General features: G+C 65.0%; 14 protein-coding genes. 3 read left to right on the plus strand and 11 right to left on the minus strand.

Going from position 1 to position 26,749, the window contains the following annotated elements:
* A partial coding sequence (locus tag VN634_11565) for an adenylate/guanylate cyclase domain-containing protein (GenBank protein ID HXC51516.1) occupies positions 1–3,954 on the minus strand: 3,954 nt, incomplete at its 3' end.
* A 432-nt stretch (positions 3,955–4,386) separates the two neighbouring features.
* Between VN634_11565 and VN634_11570 the strand changes: the two genes are divergently transcribed.
* Positions 4,387–4,596, plus strand: coding sequence for a hypothetical protein (locus VN634_11570; protein HXC51517.1), 210 nt, complete (start codon positions 4,387–4,389; stop codon positions 4,594–4,596).
* Positions 4,597–4,807: 211 nt separating this feature from the next.
* Here VN634_11570 and VN634_11575 read toward each other — a convergent pair whose 3' ends face one another.
* The 3 genes from VN634_11575 to pyk form a co-directional block, all read right to left on the minus strand.
* Positions 4,808–6,541: a hypothetical protein gene (locus VN634_11575; protein HXC51518.1), complete on the minus strand. Its 1,734-nt coding sequence runs from the start codon at positions 6,539–6,541 to the stop codon at positions 4,808–4,810.
* 409 nt (positions 6,542–6,950) lie between these two features.
* Positions 6,951–8,651 (minus strand): hypothetical protein, encoded by a 1,701-nt coding sequence (locus VN634_11580; GenBank protein ID HXC51519.1) that lies wholly within the window; start codon positions 8,649–8,651, stop codon positions 6,951–6,953.
* 142 nt (positions 8,652–8,793) lie between these two features.
* The gene (gene pyk, locus VN634_11585) at positions 8,794–10,215 is read right to left on the minus strand and encodes a pyruvate kinase (GenBank protein ID HXC51520.1); all 1,422 of its coding nucleotides are present in this window, start codon (positions 10,213–10,215) and stop codon (positions 8,794–8,796) included.
* 131 nt (positions 10,216–10,346) lie between these two features.
* Here pyk and VN634_11590 point away from each other — a divergent pair, with 131 nt between their 5' ends.
* Complete coding sequence (locus VN634_11590; GenBank protein HXC51521.1) at positions 10,347–11,129, plus strand: hypothetical protein; 783 nt, start codon at positions 10,347–10,349, stop codon at positions 11,127–11,129.
* Positions 11,130–11,169: 40 nt separating this feature from the next.
* On the opposite strand, the gene VN634_11595 is transcribed toward VN634_11590, so the two are convergent.
* The 5 genes from VN634_11595 to aceE all read right to left on the minus strand — a co-directional run bounded on the left by VN634_11595 (position 11,170) and on the right by aceE (position 20,356).
* The gene (locus VN634_11595) at positions 11,170–12,630 is read right to left on the minus strand and encodes a LamG domain-containing protein (GenBank protein HXC51522.1); all 1,461 of its coding nucleotides are present in this window, start codon (positions 12,628–12,630) and stop codon (positions 11,170–11,172) included.
* Positions 12,631–12,912: 282 nt separating this feature from the next.
* Positions 12,913–14,175 carry a hypothetical protein gene (locus VN634_11600; protein HXC51523.1) on the minus strand — a complete coding sequence of 421 codons (1,263 nt, stop codon included), beginning with the start codon at positions 14,173–14,175 and terminating at the stop codon, positions 12,913–12,915.
* A gap of 540 nt (positions 14,176–14,715) precedes the next feature.
* On the minus strand, positions 14,716–16,164 hold the full coding sequence (gene lpdA / locus VN634_11605) for a dihydrolipoyl dehydrogenase (GenBank protein HXC51524.1): 1,449 nt from the start codon (positions 16,162–16,164) through the stop codon (positions 14,716–14,718).
* Positions 16,161–17,702 carry a 2-oxo acid dehydrogenase subunit E2 gene (locus tag VN634_11610; GenBank protein ID HXC51525.1) on the minus strand — a complete coding sequence of 514 codons (1,542 nt, stop codon included), beginning with the start codon at positions 17,700–17,702 and terminating at the stop codon, positions 16,161–16,163. Before VN634_11610 ends, lpdA begins: the two co-directional genes overlap by 4 nt.
* An 8-nt stretch (positions 17,703–17,710) precedes the next feature.
* Positions 17,711–20,356 carry a pyruvate dehydrogenase (acetyl-transferring), homodimeric type gene (aceE, locus tag VN634_11615; GenBank protein ID HXC51526.1) on the minus strand — a complete coding sequence of 882 codons (2,646 nt, stop codon included), beginning with the start codon at positions 20,354–20,356 and terminating at the stop codon, positions 17,711–17,713.
* Positions 20,357–20,520: 164 nt separating this feature from the next.
* On the opposite strand from aceE, the gene VN634_11620 reads away from it, so the two are divergent.
* On the plus strand, positions 20,521–22,206 hold the full coding sequence (locus tag VN634_11620) for a sialidase family protein (GenBank protein HXC51527.1): 1,686 nt from the start codon (positions 20,521–20,523) through the stop codon (positions 22,204–22,206).
* A gap of 121 nt (positions 22,207–22,327) precedes the next feature.
* Here the strand turns inward: VN634_11620 and VN634_11625 are convergent, their stop codons facing one another.
* On the minus strand, positions 22,328–25,057 hold the full coding sequence (locus VN634_11625; GenBank protein HXC51528.1) for a MopE-related protein: 2,730 nt from the start codon (positions 25,055–25,057) through the stop codon (positions 22,328–22,330).
* 332 nt (positions 25,058–25,389) lie between these two features.
* Positions 25,390–26,274, minus strand: a complete 885-nt coding sequence (locus VN634_11630; GenBank protein HXC51529.1) for a hypothetical protein — start codon at positions 26,272–26,274, stop codon at positions 25,390–25,392.
* Between the last annotated feature and the right edge of the window lie 475 nt (positions 26,275–26,749).

Consider the following 26,749-nt stretch of genomic DNA (forward strand, 5'->3'; position numbering starts at 1 on the left):
CGCAAGAGAACGGTGATCGATGAGGCGGAAGCTCGTCGACAACTCCTTCTCGACGCGGCCGGGATCGAAGCGTCCATCGTAAGCGGCGATGGAGCGTGCGACCTGCGCCGCACTTGCGCGCGCAGGACCTTCGGGCTGCTGTCCGGCATAGCGCTCATAGAGTCGCACGAGCGCTTCGCCGAGCTTGTCTTCTGCGAAGATCTCTACCCTACGCGCCCGGCCCATATTGTCGGCCTCGACGACCTGGACGTAAGCCACGTCGGTAGCGCCGATGGATGCGGTGTCGACACTCGAACCCGTGGTCGTAATGCAAAGTCGACAGACAGCCAGCGACTCCCCGAGCGGCGTCAGCGACTCGTACGACCACTTGGAGTCCACGGATTCCGCAATCATCAGCCGAATCCGTTCGTGCATGCTGGCGTAGCCGTAACTGCGACCGTGCGGGTGGTCGATGATCTCGACATCCTGTCGGAAGACCGTCTCGATGGCCTGTACGTCACGGGAAGCAATCACGGTCGCGAGCCGGTGCCGGTTCTGAATGGCGAAATTGCGTGGCAGCCGGCGGCCGTCCGTGATTGCACTGCGCATCTTCGTCGGCGGCTGGAGAGCGCCCGAGATTGCAGGCGCGGGCGTGGCCGAGACCACCGCCGACTGCGCGCGCTCCGAAAGCAGCGTCGCACCCTTGGCATCCCAGAGCTCCCGCGCACGCCGCTCCTCCGCGTCTGCTTCGCTGCGGCGACCGGCGGCACGCAGCGCTGCCGCAAGCGCAAGGCGTGCATCGGCGTGGTCGAGCAGCGCGTCGGTTGCCGCCGCCAGCTCGACCGCCGTGCCTGCGAGCTCGACCGCCGCGCCATGCTCGCCGCGACGCGCGAGCGCCTCGGCGCGCACGCCGCGCCATGCGATCGCAGCCTTGAGATCGTCGCCTGCCAGCAGCTCGCTTTCGTACGAGAGCGCTTCGGCCTCGGCATCGCGTCCTTGCGCGAGCAGTGCGCGCGCGAGCAGCGCCGATGCCTGTGCAGCGCCGATGCCGAGTCCGAGCTCGCGCAAACCTTCGTAGGCACCGCGCAGGTTTCTCTCCGCGGCCGACGCATCACCTTCGAGAAGCTCGACGAGCCCGGCGGACACGTCGGTCTCGAGCACACGCTGCGTGATGCCGAGCTCTTCGACCATCTTGTGAGCGGACGCGATCATCCGGCGCGCTGCTTCGGTGCGGCCGCGCAGGGCCTCGAGCACGCCCTGGCACGACAACGCAACCGCTTCTACGGCCGGCGCACCCTGCGTGATGCGCAGAACGCGCACGACGTCGAGACAGCGGCCGCTCGCGCGCGTGACGGGACTCGGTCCCCACAGCGCCGCGACCGGTGCGATCGCAAGCACGGTATTCGCGCGTCGCCGGTCTCCGGCACCGCGGGCTGCGGCCAGCGCGCGATCGAGCGCAGCCTCGCAGCTTCCGACTTCGCCGAGCCGCGCGAGCGCGAGCGCGTGCACGAAATGCGCTTTGGCCTCGCCGGCCGAGTCGCCGAGCGCAGCCAGCTGTTGTGCAGCGGCGGAAACGGAGCGCGCCGCATCCTGTAGCCCTTGCGGCGAGGTCAGCACCGTCAGCTGCCCGGCAAAGCAGACATGCCAGGCCGAAAGCCGCCTGGTCACGTTCGTTTCGTCGGCTGTCGTCGTCAGGCCCGAGGCCGCTGGTCTGGTAAATCGGCTGAGCTCTTCGATGGCAGTCTTTGCCTGGCCGACGTCTCCGGCGCTGAGCAGAGACTCGCACCAGTCGAGCGCAAGCTCAGCGCGCGCCGTGTCGCACGCGTCGAGACACGCAATGGCTCTTCCGAGCAGACTCGCAGCCAGCGGCACGTCGTCGCCGCCGAGCGCGCGCCGTCCGGCGGCCGCGAGCCGACTCGCCGCGCGCTCGCCGAGCACCGTGGTTTTCTGATCGCGCTGGCCGAGCTCGCACAGAAGCCGGTGCGCCTGTTCGAGATGACGCCCGACGGTTTCATCGTGCTCGGGCGTGTCGGCGACCTTCGCTTCGATCCACTCGGCAAGCTCGGCGTGCAGCTCCGCGCGTTTGCCCTTGAGCAGCCGCCGATAGGCCGCATCGCGGATCAGCACGTGATGGAAGCGCAGCACCGGCTCGCCGAGGAACCAGCCGGTGTCGGGCTCGATCAGCTCGGTGCGGCGCAGCGCCTCCAGCCGCGCGTCGAGGTCGCTGCCGGTCGATCCCAGAAGCGCGCAGACCGCGCTTCGCGAGAAGTGCCTGCCGACGACGGAAGCGTGCTCGAGCACCGTGCGCTCTTCCGGACGCAGCCGTTCGATACGCGCCGCGAGCAGTGCGTGAATCGTCGGCGGCATCTCGAGCGCGGCGAGGTTGGCGCCGACGACCCAGCGGTCGCCCTGGCGCTCGATCGCACCTTCGTCCACGAGCATGCGCACGAGCTCGCCGACGAACAGCGGATTGCCTTCGGTCGTGGAAAGCACCTTGGCAACCACGGTCGCCGGAAGGTCGCTCGCGCCGATCACGCTCGCCGCAAGCCGCATCGCCGCACCCGCATCGAGACCGCCAAGCGTGATGACGTCGGAGACGAGGCCGCCGCGTGTGACCAGCGACGAGCGCAGGTCACGCAGCTCGGGCCGTGCGCCGACGAGCACCAGCAACGGCACGCCGCTTCCCCACTGCACGAGATGCTCGACCAGATCGAGAAGCAGCGGCTCGGCCCAGTGCAGGTCGTCGATCACGAGCACGACCGGCCTGCTGCTCGCAAGCCCGGTCAGGAAACGACGAATGACGAAAAACGTCTCCTCCGGCGACGCCGGAGAACCGGCGAGGAGCGCTGCGATGCCCGAGGCTATTCGCGACCGCTCGGCATCGCTCGCCGGGATCGCCGCCTCGACCGCGCTGCGCAGTGCAACGCCGTCGTCCATCGATTCGTTCGACTCGACCATGCGCGCGCCGAGGAGCTCGCGCAGTGCGCCGGCGATTGGAGCGAATGTCTTTCCGCCGGCCGCATCGCACTGAGCGACGACCGTAGTCGCATTGTCGCCGAGCGAGCTCGTGATTTCGGCGATCAGTCGCGACTTTCCAAGACCCGGCGAGCCCAGCAGCACAGCCAGCCGGGCGGCGGGCTGCGCCACCGCTGCGTCGAAGATCGCGGTGATCCTGCCCATCTCCTTGCTGCGTCCGACGAATGCGGCGGTTGCGACACCGCTCGGCCGTTCGAGCGAGACCACGCGCCAGGCCTTGACCTGTTCCGCCCGGCCCCGGAGCGTGAAGCTGCCGAGCGGCTCCAGCGTCACATGCGCGGCAACCAGGCGGCGCGTCGTCTCGCCGACGACGACGTCTCCTGCCTGCGCTTCCTGCTGGAGGCGGGCCGCAACGTTGACGGGATCGCCGAGCACATCGGTATTGTCGCCGCTGACGACGACTTCGCCGGTATTGATGGCGACGCGCAGGTCGATGTCGGCGTGCTCGCGCGCGAGCTGCCGGAAGGCCTGCTGCATCTCGATCCCCGCGTGCACTGCGCGAATCGCATCGTCTTCGGCGACGTGCGGCACGCCGAACGCCGCCATCACGCCGTCGCCGAGAAGCTTGACGAGCGTGCCGCCGTGCGCATCGATCGCCGCGCGCATCGCGCTGTAGTAACTCTCCATGAATGAGCGCACCGACTCGGGATCGAGGCGCTCGTGCAGCGCGGTCGAACCAGCGAGATCCGCGAACAGAATCGTGACGATCTTGCGCGCGTCCGACTGCGGCGTCGGGACCGCTGCATGGCCGGCGCTGATGATCGGCGGAGCCGCCTGCTTGGGCGGACCGCCGATCGGCGTTCCGCACTCGTTGCAGAAGCGCGAGCCGGGCGGCGGCGTGACGCCGCAGCCAGGGCATGCGATCGCAAGCCTTGCTCCACAGTCATTGCAGAAAGCCGATCCTGCCGGAGGCTCGTGGCCGCACTGCGCGCACGTCATGGCGTAGTCCAGATCACATCCATCAGGCGCGCGCGGTGGGCATCCGCTCAGGCGCAGCCGCCGTCAGCAGGTCGAGTGATGGGATCAGTGCAGGAGAAACCGAAATTCCCATGCGCCTGACTAACAGACCGTCCGAACTGTGGCGAGTCGTGGCAAAAGACTGGCCGCCGGCTTGGGACCGAGGTCGTGCCATGATCAAACGCGCGACGGCCACACCTGCTGCGATTCATCGACCGCTCTTTTTTCCGCACATGAAAATGGCGCACTCCCCGGCTGTCGAAACGGGGCTGAATGCCGAGGAGATCGAATGAAAACCTTCGTGACCATGGCATTGACGGCGATGCTCTGTGCAATGCCCAGAGCTTTGCACTCGGCGCCGGAACATACGCGACGTTGACGGGCGACTCCGTGACAGTCGGTGGAAAGTTGAAAGTGGAATTCCTTTACGGATTCACCCCGACCGCGGGCGACAGCTTCACGATCATCCGAAGCACGTCACCGATCGCCGGCAGCTACCGAAGGCTTGTGGAAGGCTCGATGGTCGCGCGCGTCGGTGATGTCGGGCTGTATCTCGCCTACGGACGTGACGGAACAGGGCAGACACCCGAGCACGTGCTGCTGGCGAGGCAGATCGGGTCCTGAGGTACTTCCCCGCGCCGGAGCTCGGCGCTCTGACGTTTCGAATGCACCGCCGCCGCGCGTGCCGATCTGCAGCCCGAAACCGAAAACGGCCCGCCTCCGACTGGAGCGCGGGCCGTTTTGCCTGCGGCGGGAAGTCCCATGCGTCGCAGGCGGAATTCTTCGCCGGAATGCGGGGACGGCACGATTCGCGCCGTCCCCGGGTATCAGACCACTACGGAGCCATGCACTGCAGGCCGCAATGCAGCCCGTTTCCGAGTCCGACGGCCGTATGCAGGACACTCAGCGCATCGCTGGCGCCGACTCTTCCGTCGTCGTCCACGTCGCACGCGCAATTGCCTTCGTCCTCGCACTCGCCGTTCTCGCACTGTTCGTCGCTGTCGCAGTCGGCATTCGTCGAACAGACGTCGTTGTCGGCGCACTGGCCGCCACTGCAGGTTTCGCCTGAGTCGCAGTCGGCGTTCGTCGAGCAGGTGCCGTCGTCGACGCAAGCATTGTTCTCGCACAGCTCGCCGCTGTCGCAGTCGGCATCGCTGGAGCAGAGGTCAATGTCGTCATCCACGCAAGCACCTTCGAAGCACTGCTCTCCGCTGTCGCAGTCCGTGTTCGTGCTGCAGATGTCGTCGTCATCGACGCACAGCTGGTTGTGGCATTGCTCGTCGCTGTCACAGTCGGCGTTGGTCGTGCAGAGATCGTCGTCGTCGACGCAGGCGCCGAGATGGCACTTCTCGTCGCTGTCGCAGTCGGCGTTGGTGCTGCAGATGTCGTCGTCGTCGACGCACAGCGCGTTGTGGCACTGCTCGTCGATGTGACAGTCGGCATTCGTGCTGCAGACGTCCTCGTTCTCGCACTCGCCGTTCATGCAGATCTCGTCGCAGTCGCAGTCGGCATTGGTGCTGCAGGCGTCGTCGTCGGAGCATACGCCGTTCAGACACTGATCGCCGGACTCGCAGTCCGCGTTGGTGGTGCACACGACGTCGTTATCGACGCAGGAACCGCCTACGCACTGGCCGTCGGAGTCACAGTCGGCGTTCGTGGTGCACGAGAGATCGTCGTCTTCGCAGGTGCCGTTGTGGCATTCCTCGATGCCGTCGCAATCGCTGTTCGTCGTGCAGACGTCGTCGTCCTCGCACTCGCCCTGGCTGCACTTCTCGTCGAAGTCGCAGTCGGAGTTCGTCGTGCAATGGTCGTTGTCCTCGCACTCGCCGGCCATGCAGGTCTCGTCGGAGTCGCAGTCGGCGTTGGTCGTGCACTGGTCATTGTCCTCGCACTCGCCGGCCAAGCAGGTCTCGTCGGAATCGCAGTCGGCGTTGGTCGTGCACTGGTCGTTGTCCTCGCATTCGCCGCCGCTGCAGATCTCGTCGGAGTCGCAGTCCGCGTTCGTCGTGCACTGGTCGTTATCTTCATCCTCGCATTCGCCGCCACTGCAGACTTCGTCGAAATCACAATCGGCGTTGGTCGTGCACTGGTCGTCGCTGTCGACGCAGTTACCGCTGCTGCAGACCTCGTCGGAGTCGCAGTCGGCGTTCGTCGTGCACTGGAGGTTGTTGCCGACGCAGCTGCCGTCGCTGCAGATCTCATCGAAGTCGCAATCGGCGTTCACGTTACACGTGTTGTCTCCGCCGTCGTCGTCGTCGCCATCGCCGCCATCGTCATCGTCATCATCGCTGTCGGTGACACCGCTGGTCCCGGTCAGGCTGGCGCGCAGATTGTCCCCGCCGTCGTCGTCATCGTCGTCTCCGTCGCCACCGCCACCGCCACCCACGCAAATGGCGTTTCCGACGGCAACACGCAGGACACGCAGCGCATCCGTGGTATTGGGATTCTTACCGTTGGACTGGGGTTGGCCGCATTGGCCGTGATCGGCATACGCCGACGTGGCAACACCCAGCAGCAGCGCAACCCCGAAGGTGGCTGCCGCGAATATCAATAATTTTATTCGTTGCATCGTTGGCTCCTCGGGCGAGTGCGCCCTGTCGTTTTCCTGTCTGGAATCCCGACTCTGGACGCCGTGGAATCACCTGCAATCCCGTGGTCGGCCAAAGCGAAAAAAACTGTGTCGCAGTCGCCGGATCAGGGGGCAGATCGGGCGATATAGAGCCTCGCCTGCACGGTTCCGGTAAACGGCACCATTGCGGGAGCGGTTGTCTGTTCTGTGGATGCGAATTCGTGTGACGCAGGTCGCCGTAGGAAGAGGCTCACTTCCTTATATACAGGAAGATGGCCGGGACCCCGGAGAAACCCTTACACGCGACCAGATCGTACTTGTACGGAGCCACCACGGGGTGAGAACGACCACTCGCCGATAGCATCGCCGCACCGGAAGTCATCGGTGGTTGCGTATCCGCGTCGGATTCTTACGGGGTCTTCGCTTTGAATCCCGAAGCCTTGTTCTTTTTCGCGATCGAGAACTCCGAGCTCCAGCACGTGGCCGTGGTGTCGTTGAAGAGCTGAACGGTCACGCGCGGGTCCTGGTCGAAGAGCTCGGATGGGCTCATCGGGGGCGGCATCGGCACGGCACCGCCGCGCGCGGAGATCTGGATCTTCGCCTTCCCCGCGTCTCCGGCTTTGAGCTGCATCTTGTAGACTCCGCTCACGAGATCGTTGTCGTACGCGTACGTAAATCCATCGGGATCGTGATTCTCCCAGATAGGCGTCGGGTTGATCCGCAGAGTCGCAACCAGACGATCGACGCCACCGGTCGAGTCAGAGATGCAGAGCGTATAGACCGTGGAGTCGGTCGGATCGCCGAGGTCGGCCTGTGCGAACGCTGCACCGGCCCACTTCCACTTGATCGCATCCTTGCTGTCGGCGAGCTGGTTCTTGATCCCGAGCGACGTCTTTACTCCTGCAAGGCACGTCATCGCAGGACCTGGATACGAACAGTCATTCGCACAGCAGTCGCCATCGATCGAGTTTCCGTCGTCGCAGTCTTCGGTGGGATCCTTGATGCGATCGCCGCAGACGGGATCTCGACGGAACGCGTGCGTAACGGACGCCGAGACGTCGGCGTAGCCGACGGCCGCCCCGCTTTCGTTGATGTCATAGGCTGCTGCCTCCAATCCTCCGAATGTGCCGAGATCCTCGGTAAATCCCGCGCTGTAGAGAACAGCGCGCTGCTCTCCGATCACCGACTCACCGGCGACCTGGCCCGAGGCGTTCTGCGCATTGGGAAAAATTCGACCGAGGTCGGTCATCACTCCGCCGCTGTAGAGGAAGCCATGTCCTTCGGGCACGGAATTGTTCGACACGCCGATGATCGTACCGGCATCGTTGATGTTGATCGCGCTGCTGTAGGGTCCACCGAGGGTGCCGAGGTAAGTGTTCACGCCGCTGCTGGAGACGAACGCCTGGACCTGCGTGCTGCCGGGAAGGTTCGCGTCTCCGACGATCTGACCGGAGCTGTTGATCGAATGCGCGAACGAGCCGGGTACTCCAAACCCGAGATCCGTCATGACTCCGCCGCTGTAGACAAACGCATGAAACTCGGTGTCACCGGCGATCATCGAGTAGCCGACGATCTTCCCGTCATCGTTGATCGCCGTCGGGATGCTGATGCTCCCGCCAAGCGTACCGAGATCGGTCAGCACTCCGCCGCTGTAGAGGAATGCGTGCGTCTCCAGGTCGCCTGCCATGAGCGACTGCCCGACGACCTGCCCCGAGCTGTTGACTGCGGATGCGTAACTCTCGGTCCCCCCGAGGGTGCCGATATCGCTCATCACACCGGCGCTGTAGAGAAATGCGTGGACTTCAAGGTCGCCGGTAGTTTCGGCCCAGCCGGCAATCTGTCCGGCGCCGTTGATGACAAGCCCGGCACTGTCGTGTCCGCCGAACGTGCCCAGGTCGGTCATGATGCCGCCACTGTAGAAGAACGCGTGATCGTTCAGCGTGTCGAGGTCGGCATGACCCGTGATCTGTCCCGAATCGTTGATGGCATACGCTTCGCTGCTGGCCCCGCCGAGCGTGCCGAGGTCTGTAAGCGCCGGCGGCGTCGCGGCAGCGGAGGTCGTCAGAGTGGAAACCGCGAGCAGGATCAGCGGCAGAACGCGACCAGTCATCGGAACTCTCCTTTGGTTCGGACATGAGTAGACCGGACGTCGGCAGTCGGCGGCGCAGGATCGATGCGCCTGACTAACAGGCGGTCTGCGCTGTGGCGAGCAGCTCTGACCTGGTTGCACGGCGTGCTGGCCCAGGCCCACGCTACAGGTCGACGAACTCCACGCGATGGTTCGCGCTCGGATCCTGAGGCCACGGGCCTGCAACCAGAATAGCCAGACGCCCTTCGAGACCGTGTACTTTCGTCCACGACCGCACGTACTCGCTCCACGCGCCCGGGTCGGACGGCTCGCACACCGGGAACACACCGTACGAGAACTGGAGCTTCTGGCACGCGACGTGGTTCGGGCTCACCGCGATCGTCCACACCGGCAGACGGTGGCGCGACATGCGGCGCGCACTGGCGCCGCTCAGCGTAGGCACGAAGACCGCGACCGGGTTCGCGTAGGCAAGAGTAGCTTCGACACTGGCTGCGACCAGGTGCTCGGCCGCAACACCGGCCGGCGAGCCTGCCGCCTTGTGCAGCTCCTCGGCATGGATGCGCGGTCGCGCCGGATCGACCGCGGCGGCGATTCTCGCAAGCATCGCGATGGCTTCTACCGGAAAGCTTCCCGTCGCGGATTCGGCCGACAGCATGACGGCGTCGGTGCCGTCGAGGATGGCGTTGGCCACGTCGGTGGCTTCCGCACGCGTCGGCAGGCGGTGGCTCGTCATCGATTCGAGCATCTGGGTTGCAGTGATCACGGGTTTCGCGCGCAGGCAGGCGCGCCGCGCGATGTCTTTCTGCACGAGTGCGATCTTTTCGATCGGAATCTCCACGCCGAGGTCGCCTCGCGCGATCATCACGCCGTCGGACGCGGTGAGGATTTCGTCGAGGTGGTCGAGGGCACGCGATCGCTCGATCTTGGCGATGAGAAACGGGTCGTAGCCGAGCTCCCGCGCGGCGGTGCGCACCATTTCCACGTCGGCCGCGTTCTCGACGAACGACTGGCTGACCGCATCGACCCCGTGCTCGAGCGCAAACGCGAGGGCAGCACGATCGCGTTCGGTGAACGCGCTCATCCCGAGCGCGATGCCGGGCAGATTGAGGCCCTTGCGGCTGCTGAGCTCGCCGCCGGCCGTGACGATGCAGGCAACGTCGGAGCCGTGCACGCGCTCGACTCGAAGCTGGACGTAGCCGTCATTGAGGAACAGCGAGTCTCCGGCTTTCACCACTTCGGGCAGCCGGTCGAAACTGACCGACACTCGCTCCTGATTCCCCACTGCATCCTGTGTCGTGAGCGTGAACACGTCTCCCGATTTCAGCTGGATCGAGTCGGTCGCGAAACTGCCGATGCGCATCTTCGGCCCGGAAAGGTCGGCCATGATCGCCAGGCGACAGCCGGTACGCGACGAAGCCTCGCGCAGGTTCGCGATCACGCGCCGGTGGCTGTCGAAGTCTCCGTGAGAGAAGTTGAGCCTCGCGACGTTCATGCCCGCGAGGAGCATTGCTTCCATGACCTCGACCGACTGCGATGCCGGGCCGATGGTCGCGACGATCCTCGTCTTGTGGGCGGGCAGATTCATCGGGTGATCCATGGCTTCCTCATGCCTGCACCGCACCCTGCCGCAAAGGACCGGTGTTTCAAGCGGCTGCGCGCTCGGCCTGGCCTGGCGATTGCGCTCACCGTCGTCCAACTGGAAAACCCAGGTCGCAGATGAACTACGACGACGCATTCGACGCGACGCTTCGAGCGCGACACGGCCTGTTATCGCTCGAGGAGATTCGCGCGGCCGAGCGACGGCGTCAGGGCCGGCTGCTTCGCGACGATCCGGAGTGCTACGCGATGGTGGACGCTTTCAAGCTCCACCGCGCGCACACGGACGCTTTCCGGCTCGCAATCGATGACTGCGCTCCTTTCATGTCTCCGGGACAGACAGTCTGTGCCGTCGATCTCGGCGCCGGCGCGGGCAACGTCGCCGCAGCCCTTGTCGAAGCGTGGACACCCGAGCCACCCGTCAGGCTGACGTACATCGGCGTCGAGCCGCACAGCCTGATGCGGCGACTGGGCATCGAGTTCGTGCGCACTCTCGCGCCGCCGTGGCTGGACTTTGCATTCGCGGAGACTTCCGCGGAGCTTTCCATTCCGCGCGCCGATCACTATCTCGTAAGCTTCAACTACGTTCTGCACCAGCCCGGAATCACCGAACGGGATCTGAAAGACTGGGCAGCGTTGGTCGCAACCGTCAACTCGATGGGCAGGACCTGTCTGCTCTGCGTCTCTCCATGTTCGATCTCGCCCGCGTTAAGCGAGCTGGATCGCCGAGAGGCGCTTCGTCGCGAGATGACGGCGTCCGGTCTCGTCTTCGAGCTTCACTCCACGAGCCGTCGCATGGACCGGCGGATGCCGCGCGACGGCGGCCGCGGGTGGGTCGTGCAGCCCGCACGCGGCGCCGAGTGGCACAACGTCCAGATCGAACGCTACGACTTCCCGACCTGACGTGCTGCGATACAGCTGACGGCGGGTCCTCTCCTTCGCCCTATGGAGCTTCTTCGACCGAGATCACGTCCATCTGGATGAACTGGCCGTTGTACGGATCCGGTGCCGGCGGCACTCCCGGAGGAATGATGGGCTGCGATGCATCGTCGCGGTTCTTGATTTCCGCCGAATCGATCGCATGCGCTTCGAGCGTCAGCGTCGCGCCGCCTTTGATCGGAATCGTGTGCGTCACGTCGAGCAGCCAGCACCGCTCGATCCCCGTAGTGCCGGCATTCAGATAGTACGTCGAGGGCGGATTGGAGATTTCCAGTTTGTAGACGTTGTACGGGTCGGCGGCCGGCGTGCCGCCGGCAAGGAAGAGCCCGTCCTTGTCGCCGCCCGTGTACGTCTTCTGCTCGACGACGCCGCGAAAGCGGAACTGGACGTCGTAGACGGTGTTCACGTCGCCGAGAAGCGTCGCGGAATCGACGAAATCGTTGCCGCAGCTGCACACGTTGGGACCGATGCTGTTCATGCATGGGATTTCCCACCGCAGGCCCGCCACATCTGCCGCGATGCACTGCTCGCACTGCAGATTCACGTTCTGTCCGACGGCCTTGCGCAGGACGAGGAGCGCATCGCTGGCAGTGATTCCAGGGGTTCCATTCACGTCGCAGACGCACTTCTGGCAATTGCTCGTACCCACCGCGGTGCGCAAAGCGGTAAGAGCGTCGCCCGCGAGAAGACTGCCGTTGCCACTCGCATCGCCGCAGACGATGTTGTTCAGCGAGTCGGGGTGCGCGTAGAAGAACGCGACGTCTTTGTCGCTGAGCGCGTTGTCCCAGATGCGCACTTCGTCGATGAGTCCCGTAAACGTGTTGATCGGCGTCTCGCCGGTCAGCATGCCGCCGATGAAAAACGGAGCCGTCGTCGGTACGAGCGACTGGATCGTGCCGCTCGAGTCCGCCTGCGGCTTGCGTACGCCGTCCACGTAGAGACGAAGCTCGCCGCGGGCCGTATCGCGCACGGCAACGATCTGGTGCCACTGTCCGTCGTTGATTCCCTGATCTCCCGTATTGAACGGCGGCTGGTCCGACTGGAAAAAATGGAACGAGCCGACCGGCTCGGCAGGCGGGCCGTCTCCGGTATCGTTGAGTCCGAGCCAGTAGCCGCTGGTGATGAACTGGCGATGACGACCCGACACGAGCATGGACGAGGTCGAAGTCGTCTTGACCCACGCCTGCATGCTGAAGCGTTCCTGACCGATGAACGCGAGGACGTCGCCGGCGTTGACGAGCCCCGGCGACGGTGCGGAAAGATCGAGCGCGCCGCCCGAGATGCCGCCTGTCGTGGTGATCGAGGCATTGCCGCTCAGCGTGCCGTTGAAGCCGCTGACGGTCTCGAAGGCCGTGTTTCCGCCGGCACCGGTATCGAAGCTGTAGCGCGCGACGAGGTTCGCGTCGGCGCTCGAGGACGTGGCGAGGATGCAGGCGGCAGCAAGCGGCAGGATGGCGATGCGCATCGGATGGGACCTCCGGTGCGGCCCTCTACTCCCGTCCGCGGACTTCTGTCAAAACCCGCGCGGCCTCATCTGCGTCGCCGGCGCGATTTTTCGTGCGCGTGCGACGGCGGCGTGGCTGCCGTCACGCCGGCCGCGCTCTATTCGCTGCCTTTCGCCTGGAACCTTCCATCCGCATTGCGGCGGACTCCGGCCGTGGTGAAAACGCTCCCGCAGCAGGCACCCCCTCCGATCTGGCTGTGCGCGGAGCGGGAGCAACATTTCACTCGGGAGATGACTCCGCGCTCAGTTCTCGAAACAGATCAGCCGATGGCTCTCCGTGCACGGGGACGTCGCAACTCCCGAGAGCGACCACTCGTTGCTCACGCTCGGGTTTCCGGTGCCGGCTTCTCCTGACGTGCTCGCCCAGTCACTGCAAGTGTCCGGTCGCTGGAGGCCGACGGCATTCGATGCGGTCCACGCGAGGTCGCTGCCGGTGCTGTTGCCGAACTCGTCATAGTTGATGGCGACCCATGCGCCGACGATCGACATGAAGAACTTGCTGGTAAACGCCACCTCGCCGTTCGTGTTGCGGTACTGCTGATCGACGATCCGACTGATCGCACTCCCACCGCTCGTCGACAGCCACGCGACCCAGGTTCCGCCGAGTCCGGCGTTGGTGGCCAGCACGTTGCACTTGGTGTCGGCTCCGGCCAGCCCGCCGAGGTTGCCGGTGTACGACTGCGACGTCACGAAGACGAGCTTGTCGCGGCACGCTCCGGCGGCGCAAGCGCCGCTCGTACAATCCCCGTCGTCGTCGCAGCCTGCTCCGTACAAGCAGGTGGCGCCGCAGCTTCCGCCGCAGTCCGTTCCGGTCTCGTCGCCATCCTGAGTTCCGTTCGCACACGGATCGAGCGTCGTCGAAGTGGTCGTCGTCGAAGTGGTCGTGGTCGTCGTGGCGTCGCACAGATCGGTACAGCGACCGGTACCCACACCGCAGCACGAATCCACCACGCAGACCTGACCCGGCCCGCAGTCGGCGGGTGAGGTGCAAGCAGTCGCGACTCCGCAGAAAAAATTGTGAGCGCAGACGCCACACGTGTCCGTGGTCTGCAGCGTGTAGCAGTCCTGGACTTCATTGCAGAAATTGAACGGGCAGGTCAGCCCGGAACAGCTCGGCACGGTCGTGCTCGTCGTCGAAGTCGTGCTCGTACTGCTGGTACTCGTGCTGGTACTCGTGCTGGTAGTGGTACTGGACGTCGTCGTGGTACCGACCTCGCAGGTATTGTTCACGCAGGTCGCGCCGGGTCCGCAGACTCCGCATTGGATCGGCAGGCCGCAGCCGTTGTCGATCTCGCCGCACTGCGCGCCGAGCGCCGCGCAGTCCTGAGCGGCGCAGCACTTCCCGAACTTGTCCGCCGGGGACTGGCGAATGCAGCTTCCGCTGCGGCAGCTCTTGTGCACGTGGCACGAAGCCCCGTCCGGCTTGCCGCCGGCGCTTGCAACGCCAGCCGTCAGTACCGCCACAAAGCCTGCGAAGATGAATGCGACTACAGACTGTCTCTTCATGATGCCTTTTTACGGGATCTCCGAGCTTCTGTCGATCGTGCGTCGAAATGACGTGCGCCACATCTACACGCGTTGTTGCGTCCGCAACTCACAGTTCGTGTTCTGACCACACAGTTTCTGTTCGTCGGCTCCTCAGCTCTGCGAAAGAATCGTTGATCAGGTCGCGCTGAGCCGGGATTCGTGGCCGATAAGAATCACTCGCCGTCAAAATAAGCTTATTTGAATTCGGCCGGCCGCGATTCGCCATCAACGGGCGCTGCTGTGGCGTGTCCTGGCTTTACTGACTTCATTGCCCGTCGACCTCGTGCGATTCCAGGTAAAAGCCGGGAAGCCGTCGCATTCATTTCCGGCGCATCAGCCGATGCGTCAGGACGCGACACCGTCTGAAGACAGAGCTCGCCGCTGCCGGTCGCATCGCAGCGGATCGTCACGCGCGCGATCTCCCCATGGGCGAACGCCGTGAACGGCGCCGATCGACCCAACACACATTTGGACGGCGGCCGACGACCGGCTCTCGGCAGTCGTCGCTGGATTTTCGCGTTACCGGCCCAGGTAGAGGTCCGTGATGGTCCCCTCGCAGACTTCGGCCGCCATTCCGATGGTCTCGGACAGCGTCGGATGCGCGTGAATCGTCAGCGCGAGATCGGCTGCATCCGCGCCCATCTCGATGGCCAGCCCGATCTCGGCGACGAGCTCGCCGGCGTTCACGCCGACGACCGCGCCACCAAGCACGCGACGTGTCGCGGGATCGACGAGGAGCTTGGTCAAGCCTTCGTCGCGCGCCAACGACAGCGCGCGGCCGCTGGCTGCCCATGGAAACGACGCCTTCTCGAAAGCAATACCGTGCTTCTCCGCATCCACTTCCGTCAGTCCTACCCATGCAACTTCCGGATCCGTGTACGCCACCGACGGCACGACGCGAGCATCGAAGTGGCGCTTGCCGCCGGCGGCGACTTCCGCGGCAACCTTTCCTTCGTGCGAGGCCTTGTGAGCCAGCATCGGCGCGCCGGCGATGTCGCCGATCGCGAAGATGTGGCCTACGTTGGTGCGCATCTGTGAGTCCGTCGCGATGAAGCCGCGCTCGTCCACCACGACGCCGGCCTTTTCCGCATCGAGGAGCTTCCCGTTCGGCGAGCGTCCCACCGCAACCAGCACCTGGTCGAAGACCTGGGTCGAGCTGCCTTTCGCATCTTCGAGCGTGACGTCGAGCCCACCGCCGGTCGCGACGACAGACGCGACTTTCGTGTCGAGCAGGATGCGCTCGTAGCGAGCGCCGATGCGCCTGGCGAGCGGTGCGACGAGGTCGGCGTCGCAACCCGGCAGCAGCTGTCCGGTCAGCTCGACGACGCTTACCGTAGCGCCCAGCGCTTCGTATACGCAGGCCATCTCGAGGCCGATGATTCCGCCGCCGATCACCAGCAGGCGCCCGGTCGTTTCGCGAAGCTCGAGCGCGCCCGTCGAGTCCATGATGCGCGGATCTTCCGGCATCATCGGCAGCCGCACCGGCGAGGAGCCGGTCGCAATGATGCACTGGTCAAACGCGATGCGCTGCGTTCGGTCTTCGGCCACCACGTTGACCGTGTGTGGATCGGCGAACGTGGCGGCGCCTCGTACCACCCGGATCTTGCGACGGCGCGCGAGCATCGCAAGACCGCCTGTGAGCTTCGCGACCACGCCGTTCTTCCAGCCGCGCAGCTGCGCAAGGTCGATGCGCGGCGGATCGAACACGATGCCGTGCGCGCGCATCTCGCGCGTTTCCTCGATGACCCTGGCCGCGTGAAGCAGAGCCTTCGACGGAATGCAGCCCACGTTCAGGCACACACCGCCGAGAGTTTCGCCGCGGTCGACGAGCGTAACCGACAGGCCGAGATCGGCGGCGCGAAACGCCGCCGAGTAGCCGCCGGGGCCTGCGCCGAGGACGAGAATCTGCGTGCGGTTGTCGCCAGCGGGTGTCCCACCGGACTGCGCCGTCTTGTCCGCGACTGTCACGGCGGCGCCATCAATCCGGCCACGTCCGCGAGGGCGTGCGCGAGGAAGCCGACGAAACGTGCGCCGTCGGCGCCGTCGACGACGCGGTGGTCGTACGACAGGGAGAGCGGCAGCATCAGGCGCGGCACGAACGAGCCGTCTTTCCAGACGGGCTTCTGGACGGCCCGCGAGATGCCGAGCACGGCGACTTCCGGAGCGTTGATGATCGGCGTGAATGCCGTGCCGCCAATGCCGCCCAGATTCGAGACCGTGAAGCAGCCTCCCTGCATCTCCGCGGCCGACAGCTTGCCGGTGCGCGCCTTGCCCGACAGCTCACCGAGCGCGCGTGCCAGCTCGAAGACGTCCATGCGATCGGCATCGCGAATCACCGGCACCACCAGACCGTCGGGCGTGTCGGCCGCAAAACCCAGGTGACAGTACTTCTTGAGCACGAGATTCTGCCCGTTCGAGTCGAGCGACGCACCGAGCTTGGGATACGCCTTCAGTGCGAGCACACATGCGCGAAGCACGAACGCGAGAGACGTCAGGCCAATGCCTTCGCTGGCCGCGCGAAGCTTGAGCCATCGGCGAGCTTCCTCCAGCTCGGTGACGTCGGCGTCCTCGAACTGCGTCACGTGCGGCAGGTTCACCCAGCTCGCATGCAGCCGCGGTCCCGAGATGCGCTGGATTCGCGTCAGCGGAACGATCTCGACAGGGCCGAATTTCGTGAAATCCACGGCCGCTACGCGCGGCAAACCCGCGCCGCCCGGCGCGGCGGAAGCCGCATCGCCGCCACCGGTCAGCGCGGTCTTGACGAAGGCCTTCACGTCGTCGCTGGTCACGCGGCCCTTGCGGCCGCTGCCTCGCACACGTCCGAGATCGACTCCGAGCTCACGTGCGAACGCACGAACGGATGGGCTGGCGTGTGCTTTGGCGAATGCCGCTTCGTCGGTCGAAGAGGACGCAGGCGGCGGCGGCGCCGTCGTCGTTGCCGTCGACGCCGCGACGGTCGCAGATCCAGATGTGCGTTGCGCGCCGCCAGGCTTCGCGGCCCGCGCTGGCTTTTGCGCTTCCGCAGCTCCGCGCCCTCCCTCGTCCGCTTTCGGCATCTCTGCCGTTTCGACCGGTTCGGCCTTCGGCTTTTTGCGATCTTCGTCAACTGTTGGAGCTTCGGCGGATTCGACCGGTTCGACTTCGTTCGTGTCGCCGCCTTCGTCAGGTTCCGCTGCTTCGGCGGATCTGACGGGCTCGGCTTCGCCGGCACCGCCTTTCGGCTTCGCCTCCGCGGCAGCCTCAGGCTTCGCGCCTTCCGACGACGTGCCCGCGTCCGCGAGCGTTGCGAGCAGCCCCCCGGAGTTCACCTTGTCGCCCTTCGCGACGTGGAGCTCGGCGATCACTCCGGCGGACGGGGACGGGACGTCCATCGTCGCCTTGTCGGTTTCGAGCGTGACCAGCGGCGTGTCGACCTCGACGCGATCACCGGCTTTCACCATCACGTCGATGACGAGGACATCGTGAAAGTCGCCAAGGTCCGGGAAATGGATTTCGTTGGCAGGCATTGCGTCGCTCAATCGCAAAGCGGGTTGCGCTTTTTCGGGTCGATGCCGAGAGCTGCCATGGCCGAGGTGGCGACGGCCGGATCGATCTTGCCCAGCTCGGCGAGCTCGCGCAGCGCTGCCAGCACGAGGAATGCTCGATCCACCTCGAAGTGCCGCCGCAACTCGGCTCGCGCATCGCTTCGCCCGAATCCGTCGGTGCCGAGCGTCACGTACGGACTCGCCACCCATTTCCGGATCTGGTCGGGTACGGTGCGCATGTAGTCCGAAGCGGCGACGACGGGCGCCGGCCGGTCTTCGAACAGCTCGGCCACGTACGGCTCGCGCGGCTTCTCGTCGGGGTTCAGCAGGTTCCAGCGCTCGCATTCGAGCGCCTCGCGCCGCAGCTCGCTGAAGCTCGTAATCGACAGGACGTCGGCACTTACGTCGTAGTCCTCCTCGAGGATCTCCGCGGCGGCAAGCGCTTCGCGCAGGATCGTCCCGCTCCCGAGCAACGTGACGCGATTGCGGCCTTTCGTGCCGCTGCGTACCTGGTAACCGCCGCGAACGATGCCGCGCTCGGCGCCGACCGGCATCGCCGGCTGCGCGTAGTTCTCGTTCATGATCGTGAGGTAGTAGTAGACGCTCTCGCAGTCCACGTACATGCGGGTGAGGCCGTCGTGCAGGATCACGGCGAGCTCGTATGCGTAGGCGGGGTCGTAGGCGCGACAGTTCGGAACCGTGGTCGCGAGGAGCTGGCTGTGGCCGTCCTGATGCTGCAGCCCTTCGCCGGCGAGCGTGGTGCGTCCTGCAGTGGCGCCGAGCAAAAAGCCGCGCGAACGCATGTCGCCCGCCGCCCACAGAAAGTCGCCGATCCTCTGGAAGCCGAACATCGAATAGAAGATGAAGAACGGAATCATCGCGACGCGATGGTTTGCGGCCGACGTGGCGGCCGCGATCCACGAGCACACCGCGCCGGCTTCGGTGATGCCTTCTTCGAGAAGCTGCCCCTTCTTGTCCTCGCGGTAGGGCATGAGGTCGGTCGCATCCTCGGGCGTGTAGAGCTGGCCGACCGATGAATAGATGCCGATCTGGCGAAACAACCCTTCCATGCCGAACGTGCGCGCCTCGTCGGGAACGATCGGAACGATGTGCTTGCCGATGTTCGGATCCTTGAGCAGCGTCGAGAGCAGCCGCACGAACGCCATCGTCGTCGAGATCTGGCGTTCGCCTGTGCCGTCGAGCATCGACGAGAACGCCGTCAGCGGCGGGATCGCGAGCGGTTTTGGCGCGGAGTCGCGGGCCGGCAGATAGCCGCCCAGTGCTTCCCGCCTCGATCGCAGGTAGCGGATCTCCTCGCTGTCCTCGGCAGGTTTTCGAAAAGGAACGTTGACGAGGTCGTCGTCGCTCACCGGTATGTGAAAGCGGTCGCGCATCTCGCGCAGGGCTTCGGCGTCGAACTTCTTCTGCTGGTGAGCAACCATCTGGCCCTCGGCCGTCTTGCCGAGGCCGAATCCTTTGACCGTCTTGCACAGGATTACCGTCGGCCGCCCCTCGGTCTTCATCGCGTTGTCGTACGCGGCATAAACTTTCACGGCATCGTGACCGCCGCGGTTGAGCCGCCAGATGTCCACGTCGGACATGTTGGCCACCATTTCTTTCAATTCAGGATGCTTGCCGAAGAAATGCTCGCGCGTGTACGCACCACCGTTGGCCTTGTAGCTTTGGTATTCGCCGTCGACGGTTTCTTCCATCACGCGCTGGAGAGTGCCCTTCGTGTCGCGCGCAAGCAGCGGATCCCAGCGCGCGCCCCACACGACCTTGACCACATTCCAGCCCGCGCCGAGGAACGCAGCTTCGAGCTCCTGGATGATCTTGCCGTTGCCGCGGACAGGTCCGTCGAGCCTTTGCAGATTGCAGTTGATGACGAATATAAGGTTGTCGAGTTTCTCGCGCACCGGCATCGTCAGTGCGCCCATCGACTCCGGTTCGTCCATTTCGCCGTCGCCACAGAACGCCCAGACCTTGCGGTCTGACGGCTCGGTAAGGCCGCGGTGCTCGAGGTACCGGAGAAAACGCGCCTGATACATGGCCATGAGCGGGCCGAGTCCCATCGACACGGTCGCGAACTGCCAGAAGTCCGGCATCAGCCACGGGTGCGGATACGAGCTGAGCCCCTTGCCGCCGATCTCGCGACGAAAGTTGAGAAGCTGCTCCTCGCTGAGGCGCCCCTCGAGATACGCGCGCGCGTAGACGCCGGGCGATGAATGGCCCTGCATGAACACGAGATCGCCGGGCCTGTCCGCCGTAGCTGCACGCCAGAAATGATTGAAGCCAACTTCGTACATCGTCGCCGACGATGCGTAGCTGGCAAGATGACCGCCGTATTCCGTGGAGCGCCGGTTGGCCAGCACCACCATCGCCACCGCGTTCCACCGAAGGTACGCTTCGATGCGACGCTCGAGCGATCGATCTCCTGGGTAACGCGGCTCCTTGCCGACCGGGATCGTGTTGATGTACGCGGTGTTTGCCCGGTACGGAAGGTAGACGCCCGACCGGCGCGCGCGCTCGACGAGGCATTCGATCAGGTAATGCGCCCGCTGTGCACCGTCGGTGGCGAGAACGGAATCGAGTGAGTCGAGCCACTCGCGGGTTTCCTGCGGGTCAAGGTCGTCCACGGTGGCGACGGTAGCGCAGGTGTCCGCGACTGTGAACCTCGCCGTTGAACCCATTCGCGTCAGGTCGCTGCGAGCGTTTTCGTGCCTTGACGGCTGGAGGTGCCGTCAAGTGACATCTTTACTCAACCACCGTCCGGGCCATATAACGGCCGGGCGGAGGGACCATGCCTAAAGCCCAGTTCGCAACCGTTGCCTTTGCGATCGCCTTCACGGCCCAGTCTGCCGATGCAGTGATCGCGTTCGATGCAACGAAAATCCTCAACTCCGACTACACCGACCACGCTGCGCATACGCCGATCGTGGCCAGCGACGGTGCCGGTAGCTGGGCGGCCTTCTGGACGAGCCCGTCCGCCACGGCGTTCTTCTCCCGGTCCACCGACGACGGACTTACGTGGTCCGCCGCGGCAACGATGCCGGGAATCGCCGAGAGCGTCGCCGTCAGCAGCTCCGGGACGTGCATCACCGCCGCCTGTGATCCGGACATGATCGTGGTGCGTTCCGCCGACCACTGCGCGACATGGTCTGCGGCTACCCCTGTCTATTCATCGTTCTGGCACTCTTACGCTTCGATCGCCACGGATTCGGCCGGCAACTGGGTCGTGATGAGCCAGGGATACGACCAGTACACGCAAACGCACGAAGTCTTCTCGTCGCATTCGACGGACGACGGCCTCACCTGGTCGCCTCGCATGACGGTCTCGAGCACGAACAACGGGTCGAACGGCCCGGTGCAGCTCGCGACGGACGGCAACGGAACGTGGATGACTGTCTATATCAGCGCCCTCGGGGCAGTCGTCTCCACGTCGACCGACGTCGGCGCCACGTGGAGCGCGCCGGTGGTGATTCCGGTCGGCCCCTCGGATCTCATTTACGACGGTGCAGGCACGTGGATGATCGCCGGCGGTCTGTTCGACCTCGACATCTTCAACAGCGTCACGATACGCTCGACGGACGACGGTGCTTCGTGGAGCTCGCCGACTACGATCTTCCGAAACGAGCACAGTGGCACGCCGCGCTTGCGGTACCATGACGGCGTCTGGCAGGCCATCTGGACGCAGATCGCCGGCGGGAAATTGGGCAACGACGGCGATATCTACGGCTCGCGCTCGCTCGATGGCGGGCTTACGTGGACGGACGCGGCCGCGATCAACGTCAATGCGGCGAACGACGGCATGACGCAGACCCTCGTCGGCGTAGATTCCGCGCCAAGATTCGACTGCAGTCCCGTCGGAACGTGCGTGCTCGTCTGGGAGACGATTCTCGCGCCTGTTCCCGAGACCGACGTCTCGGACGCTGCATATGCGAGGTCTCACGACGACTGTCCGTCCTTGCCGGCGACGGGGTGTCACGTCTCGACAAACCCGGGTGTCTCCAGCATCAAGCTCCGCAATCCTGTCGGTCCGAAGGACAAGCTCAACTGGAAGTGGAGATCGGGAGAGCTGACGACGACGTCGGAGATCGGCAACCCGACGACGACGGCCGACTATGTCGTCTGCATGTACGACGATGTCGGCGGCACGATGCGAAACGTATTCGAGAGCGACGCGGCCGCCGCCGGCACCTGCAACGGCTCGCCGTGCTGGAAAGCGACGGAGCTCGGATACGTCTACAGCGACAAGGACGGCGGTAACGGCCCGGTGCGAAGCCTGAGCGTCGAAACCGGCGACGACGGCGAAGCGCGGATCGAAGTGCGTGCTTCGGGCGCGGCGCTATCTCCTCCGGTAATGCCGTTCGCGTTGAGCCCGTCGGTCATCGCGCAGGTGATCAACACCGAAAACGGCCAGTGCTGGGAGTCGTCGTTCTCCGACGCGACGAACACGAATACGCTGTTCAAGGCTCGCGCGGACTGACAGCCGCCCATCCCGCGATTGTCGCGCTCGGGTTGGTGAATGCGCAGCTCGCCGGATCCATCATCTCCGAGCTCCGCCAGACCGAACCCGACACAGCGGTTGAGCTGGTGACGCCGACTCTTCAGTTGAACGAACAATCCGTGACGAGCCCGTTCGCACCGTCATTGCCGTTGTTCACGAGCGAAGGGCCGCCCTGTCCGCCAGCGCCGGCTGAACCGCCACTGACGATATTCGAGGTGCAGTAGGTCGGAGATCCGACTGCCGCCGTGTAGATGCCGAAGGAGCTGCCGCCGCAGCCGCCACCCCCTCCGCCGCCTGGACCGCCGTCTCCGCCATCACCACCATTGCCGGCTGAGCTCGCGCAGAACAGCGCGCTCGTTCCTCCGCCGCCGCCGCTGCCGCCGGCTCCGCCGTGGCCTGCGCGCGCGCCGACGCCGCCGCTGCCGCCCGCGCCGCCATAGATGATGTTGTCCTGCAAGACCGGCGCAGTGCCGCCGCTGACGAACAAGCCGAAACTGCCGCCACCGCCGCCGCCACCGGTGCCGCCGCCGCCGCCGCAACCACCCGAACCACCTCCACCACCGTGACCGCCGAGACGATCCTTGTGCTGCGTGCAGCTCGCGCAGAATGATCCGCCACCGCCACCACCGCCGCCGCCGCCGCGACCGTTCGTGCCTGCCGCACCGGACGAAGCCGAGCCGGAAATCCAATGTCCGTCGATCACCGTGCCCGCCGCAGCGCTGCAGCCGCTTCCCGCGCTACCGGCCGCGCCGGCCGCGCCCGAAATTCCCGTTACACCTTCGGTCGACCCTGACGGCACGTAACACAGGCTTCCGTTCGTCTCGTCCAAGGTGGAGTCGTCGCCCGCGTCACCGCCTGCTCCGCCAGTATTCGCGCCCGTCGCGCCGTCATGAGCACTCAGCTCAGTGAACGAGTTGCTGGTCGGACACGTGTTTCCTCCGCCGTTGCCGCCGCTGACGTCCGTAGCCCCGCAGGTCAGGACGCCACCATTCGCGAGCTGTCGATTGTTCGTCGCATCGCAAGGGCCTGATCCGCTCGTGATGAACGCATCGTAGCCCGACGGGTTGGCCAGCCGGCCCTCGCCCGGAACGCCGTCAGAACCATCGTTTGCTGCGCTGGCTGCCGCACCGGGAGCGCCCGACCCGGCGTAAATGACATTGTCCGTGATCGACAGCTGGCTGCTCGAGCCGTTGACGTAGACGGCGTAGCTGTTGGCGCCGGCAGTGGTGGCGGTGGCACCATGGATCGCGAACCCGGTGACGTCGGTCGCGGTGGAGATTCCGATCGCGCTCACGGCTGCGCGATGACCGGCGCCACTGGTGCCGTACAGCACCGACCGCTGCGACGACGGCGTCCAGGTCGCAGTATCGTACCCGCCGAGAAGGTCGATTCCCGCGACGACGGCTACGTCCTCGAAGTATGCATCTGCGGAAACGTACACGCGCAGCCTGGCGTCGGCGATAGCCTGGGAAAGGCCGAAGGTGACGGAAGCGCAAGGAGTCGCCTGCGGTCCGCAGCTCGCATCATCGGCGCCACTGGCCGCGTCGACATAGACGGCGTCGGGATCTTCGTTGTCCGGACCTGTCCCGTCGACCACCGCTTTGTGCTTCGCGAAGAAAGCCTCACCGTCGTTCTTGGTAATCTCCGCCGGAAGGAAGACGGTCTCGTAGCACGTCTGTGTCCCATGCAGCTGAACGACCACCGACGTCGCAGCCTCGAAGAAGCGCGTCGTGCCCACCGGGTCTGGCATCGGAAGGTTCGTCCCACGTCCCTTTGCCGCCAGCATCGATGAACCGGCCGTCCCGCCTACAAGCTGCAGCAAGGTGATTCCGTCGCTGGAGCCGAATTTGTCCTTGTAGAGGAAGCCGTTCGAGACCGCCTTCCAACGCTCGGCATGCGGGCCCACCTGACTTTGGAGTACCAGATCGCCATCGTCGTAGATGCATAGCGCGAAGCTCTCGGTCGTCGTCGGGTCACCGAACTCGGCAGGGTCGATCGCCAGCCCCGCTACCTGCTTCCATTTCAGTTTGTTCTTCACGCCGGCCGTGTCGCCCGGTTTGGTCTTCAAACCGAGCGTCGCTTTGGCGTCGGCTCCCGAGGCCGCGCAGTCCGTCGCCGCAGACGCAGGACAGGCGGCGGGCGGTGGCGTACACGGATCATCCGCAATGACACCGTCGCAATCGTCGTCGACATCGTCGCAGATCTCCGCGGACGGTGTGCCGGGGACGGCACTGCATTGCAGGCCGGTCCCGTTCGCGCTGCAGACAAGCGACCCACTCGATTGGCAGGCGCCAACGCCGGCGCTGCAAGCTTGTCCCTTCCCGGCGAAGTTCTCGTCGACGAGACCGTCGCAATCGTCGTCGACGTCGTTGCAGAGCTCCGCGGACGGTGTGCCGGGAACCGCACTGCACTGCAGGCTGGTCCCGTTCGCGCTGCAGACAAGTGAGCCACTGGATTGGCAGGCGCCGACGCCGGCGCTGCAAGCTTGTCCTTTCCCGGGGAAGTCCTCGTCGACAAGACTGTCGCAATCGTCGTCGATGTCGTTGCAGAGCTCCGCGGACGGTGTGCCGCCGGGGACGACGAGATTGCATTGCAGTCCGGTCCCATCCGCTGTGCAGCCAAATGAACCACTGGATTGGCAGGCACCGACGCCGGCGGTGCAAGCTTGTCCCTTCTCGGGGAAGTCCTCGTCGGCGACACCGTCGCAATCGTCGTCGACGTCGTTGCAAAGCTCCGGCTGGCAGCTTTGCGCATCGGCTACGAAGGTCGACTGCTGCAGCATCAGTGCAAGGATGGAGGATCCCAGAAAAGCAATGCGAAATGTCCTCATGGTCACCATCCGGCGGCGGCGTTGGCTGCGTTGAAAGTCGCGTAGCCTACATATCCGCGTCAGCGACCCGCAAGGCGAAAACCACCCCCGTATGGTTCGAAATCAACGGAGACCGATCAACATTGCTCGAAAACAACCGGAATGCCGCGCTGCGAACGGTCGAAGCAGCCAATTCTGAGCGGCGATGGGAACCGGCGACCCGGCACACGGTCTTCGCGAGCTGGAGAGAATCGGGCGGTGGCGTACTCGCGCGAAGTGAAGTGACGGAAAATCGGTTTCCGTGTCATCGTCGCGCGCACCGCGCGCGACAACCTCGCCCCGTCAAAGAGTTCTCATTCGCAAACCACAGACCCGGAGCAGCTGTCGAGGATGCCCGACCCCGTACACTCGCAAGGAGTTGAGCTCGCCTGCCCGCTGCAGCACGCCGCGGCGAGGTTGTCGTGACAGTACGGCGCACCGAAGATTCCACCGAAGCTGCCGCTGCTCGTCTCGCCAGCGGCGATGCAGCTCGGAACACAGGTGCCGGATCCGGAGCACGAGTCGAAAATGCCGGACCCCGTGCAATCGCAAGAGGATGCGCTCGACTCCCCGCTGCAGCACGCCGCGGCAAGACCATTGAGACAGTACTGCGCACCGAAGATGCCACCGAAGCTGCCGCTGCTGGTTTCGCCGTCGGCGATGCAGGTCGGGAGACAGGTGCCGGATCCGGAGCACGAGTCGAAGATTCCGGACCCCGTACAATCACAAGCGGATGCGCTCGACTCCCCGCTGCAGCACGCCGCGGCAAGACTATCGATACAGTTCTGCGCACCGAAGATGCCACCGAAGCTGCCGCTGCTGGTTTCGCCGTCGGCGATGCAGGTCGGGGCGAGCGAAGTGCTCGTGCTGCTGGTCGTGGTGCTTGTGCTGCTGGTTGTGGTGGTCGTCGTCATGGCGACGCAGATGTTGTCGGTACACTGGCTGCTGACGTCGCAGGGACCGCAATCGATCGGGATGCCGCAACCATTGGCGACGGATCCGCACTGTGCACCGAGACCAGCACAGGTATTCGGTGTGCAGCAGACGCCGAACTTGTCGGTCGGAACCAGCGTTACGCAGAGGCGACTGGCGCAGCTACGGCTGACATGGCACTGAGCACCGTCTGGCTTGCCGCCAGCTACTGCGGTGCCCGAAAAAGCGAGAATGATGGCGAGAACGCCCGCGAGAATGGTCTGCATGACGTACTCCCCTCTGGAATGAAACGATGCCGGCAGGAAATTGCCGTTCGTCCGTCTTGTGGGGTTCGGGGCTGAGTAAGTCAATTCAGCACTGGCGAGCGGGTACAGCCCTGCGCCGGAATCGATTCCTGCACATCGTCATCGCGGGCGATTGCCGAGCCCGCGTCGCATCGAAATTGCCCGTCGGATCAATTCCAGGTGCTGACTTGAGTGTTGCACCCGCTACAACTGGTCACCCAGCTGACACTGCTGCCATGGTAGTCCCAGCAATAGCCGGGGTTGATGTTGTACGGATTGGAGTAGTCGGGGATGCTCGTCACTTCAGGAGCGCTGCCCGAAGCGGATCGGTTCCTCGAGGGAAGCGGCTACAACCTGTCCCGGAGTCGTTGATGCGAGAGTTGGGGCCTCTTGGTTACCGATGGTCTGCTGACTGAGTGAGAACTCTGGCCCAACGTATTCGGGAGTCGTAATCTCC

Source organism: Candidatus Limnocylindrales bacterium, assembly GCA_035571835.1.
Taxonomy (GTDB): domain Bacteria; phylum Desulfobacterota; class Binatia; order UBA1149; family CAITLU01; genus DATNBU01.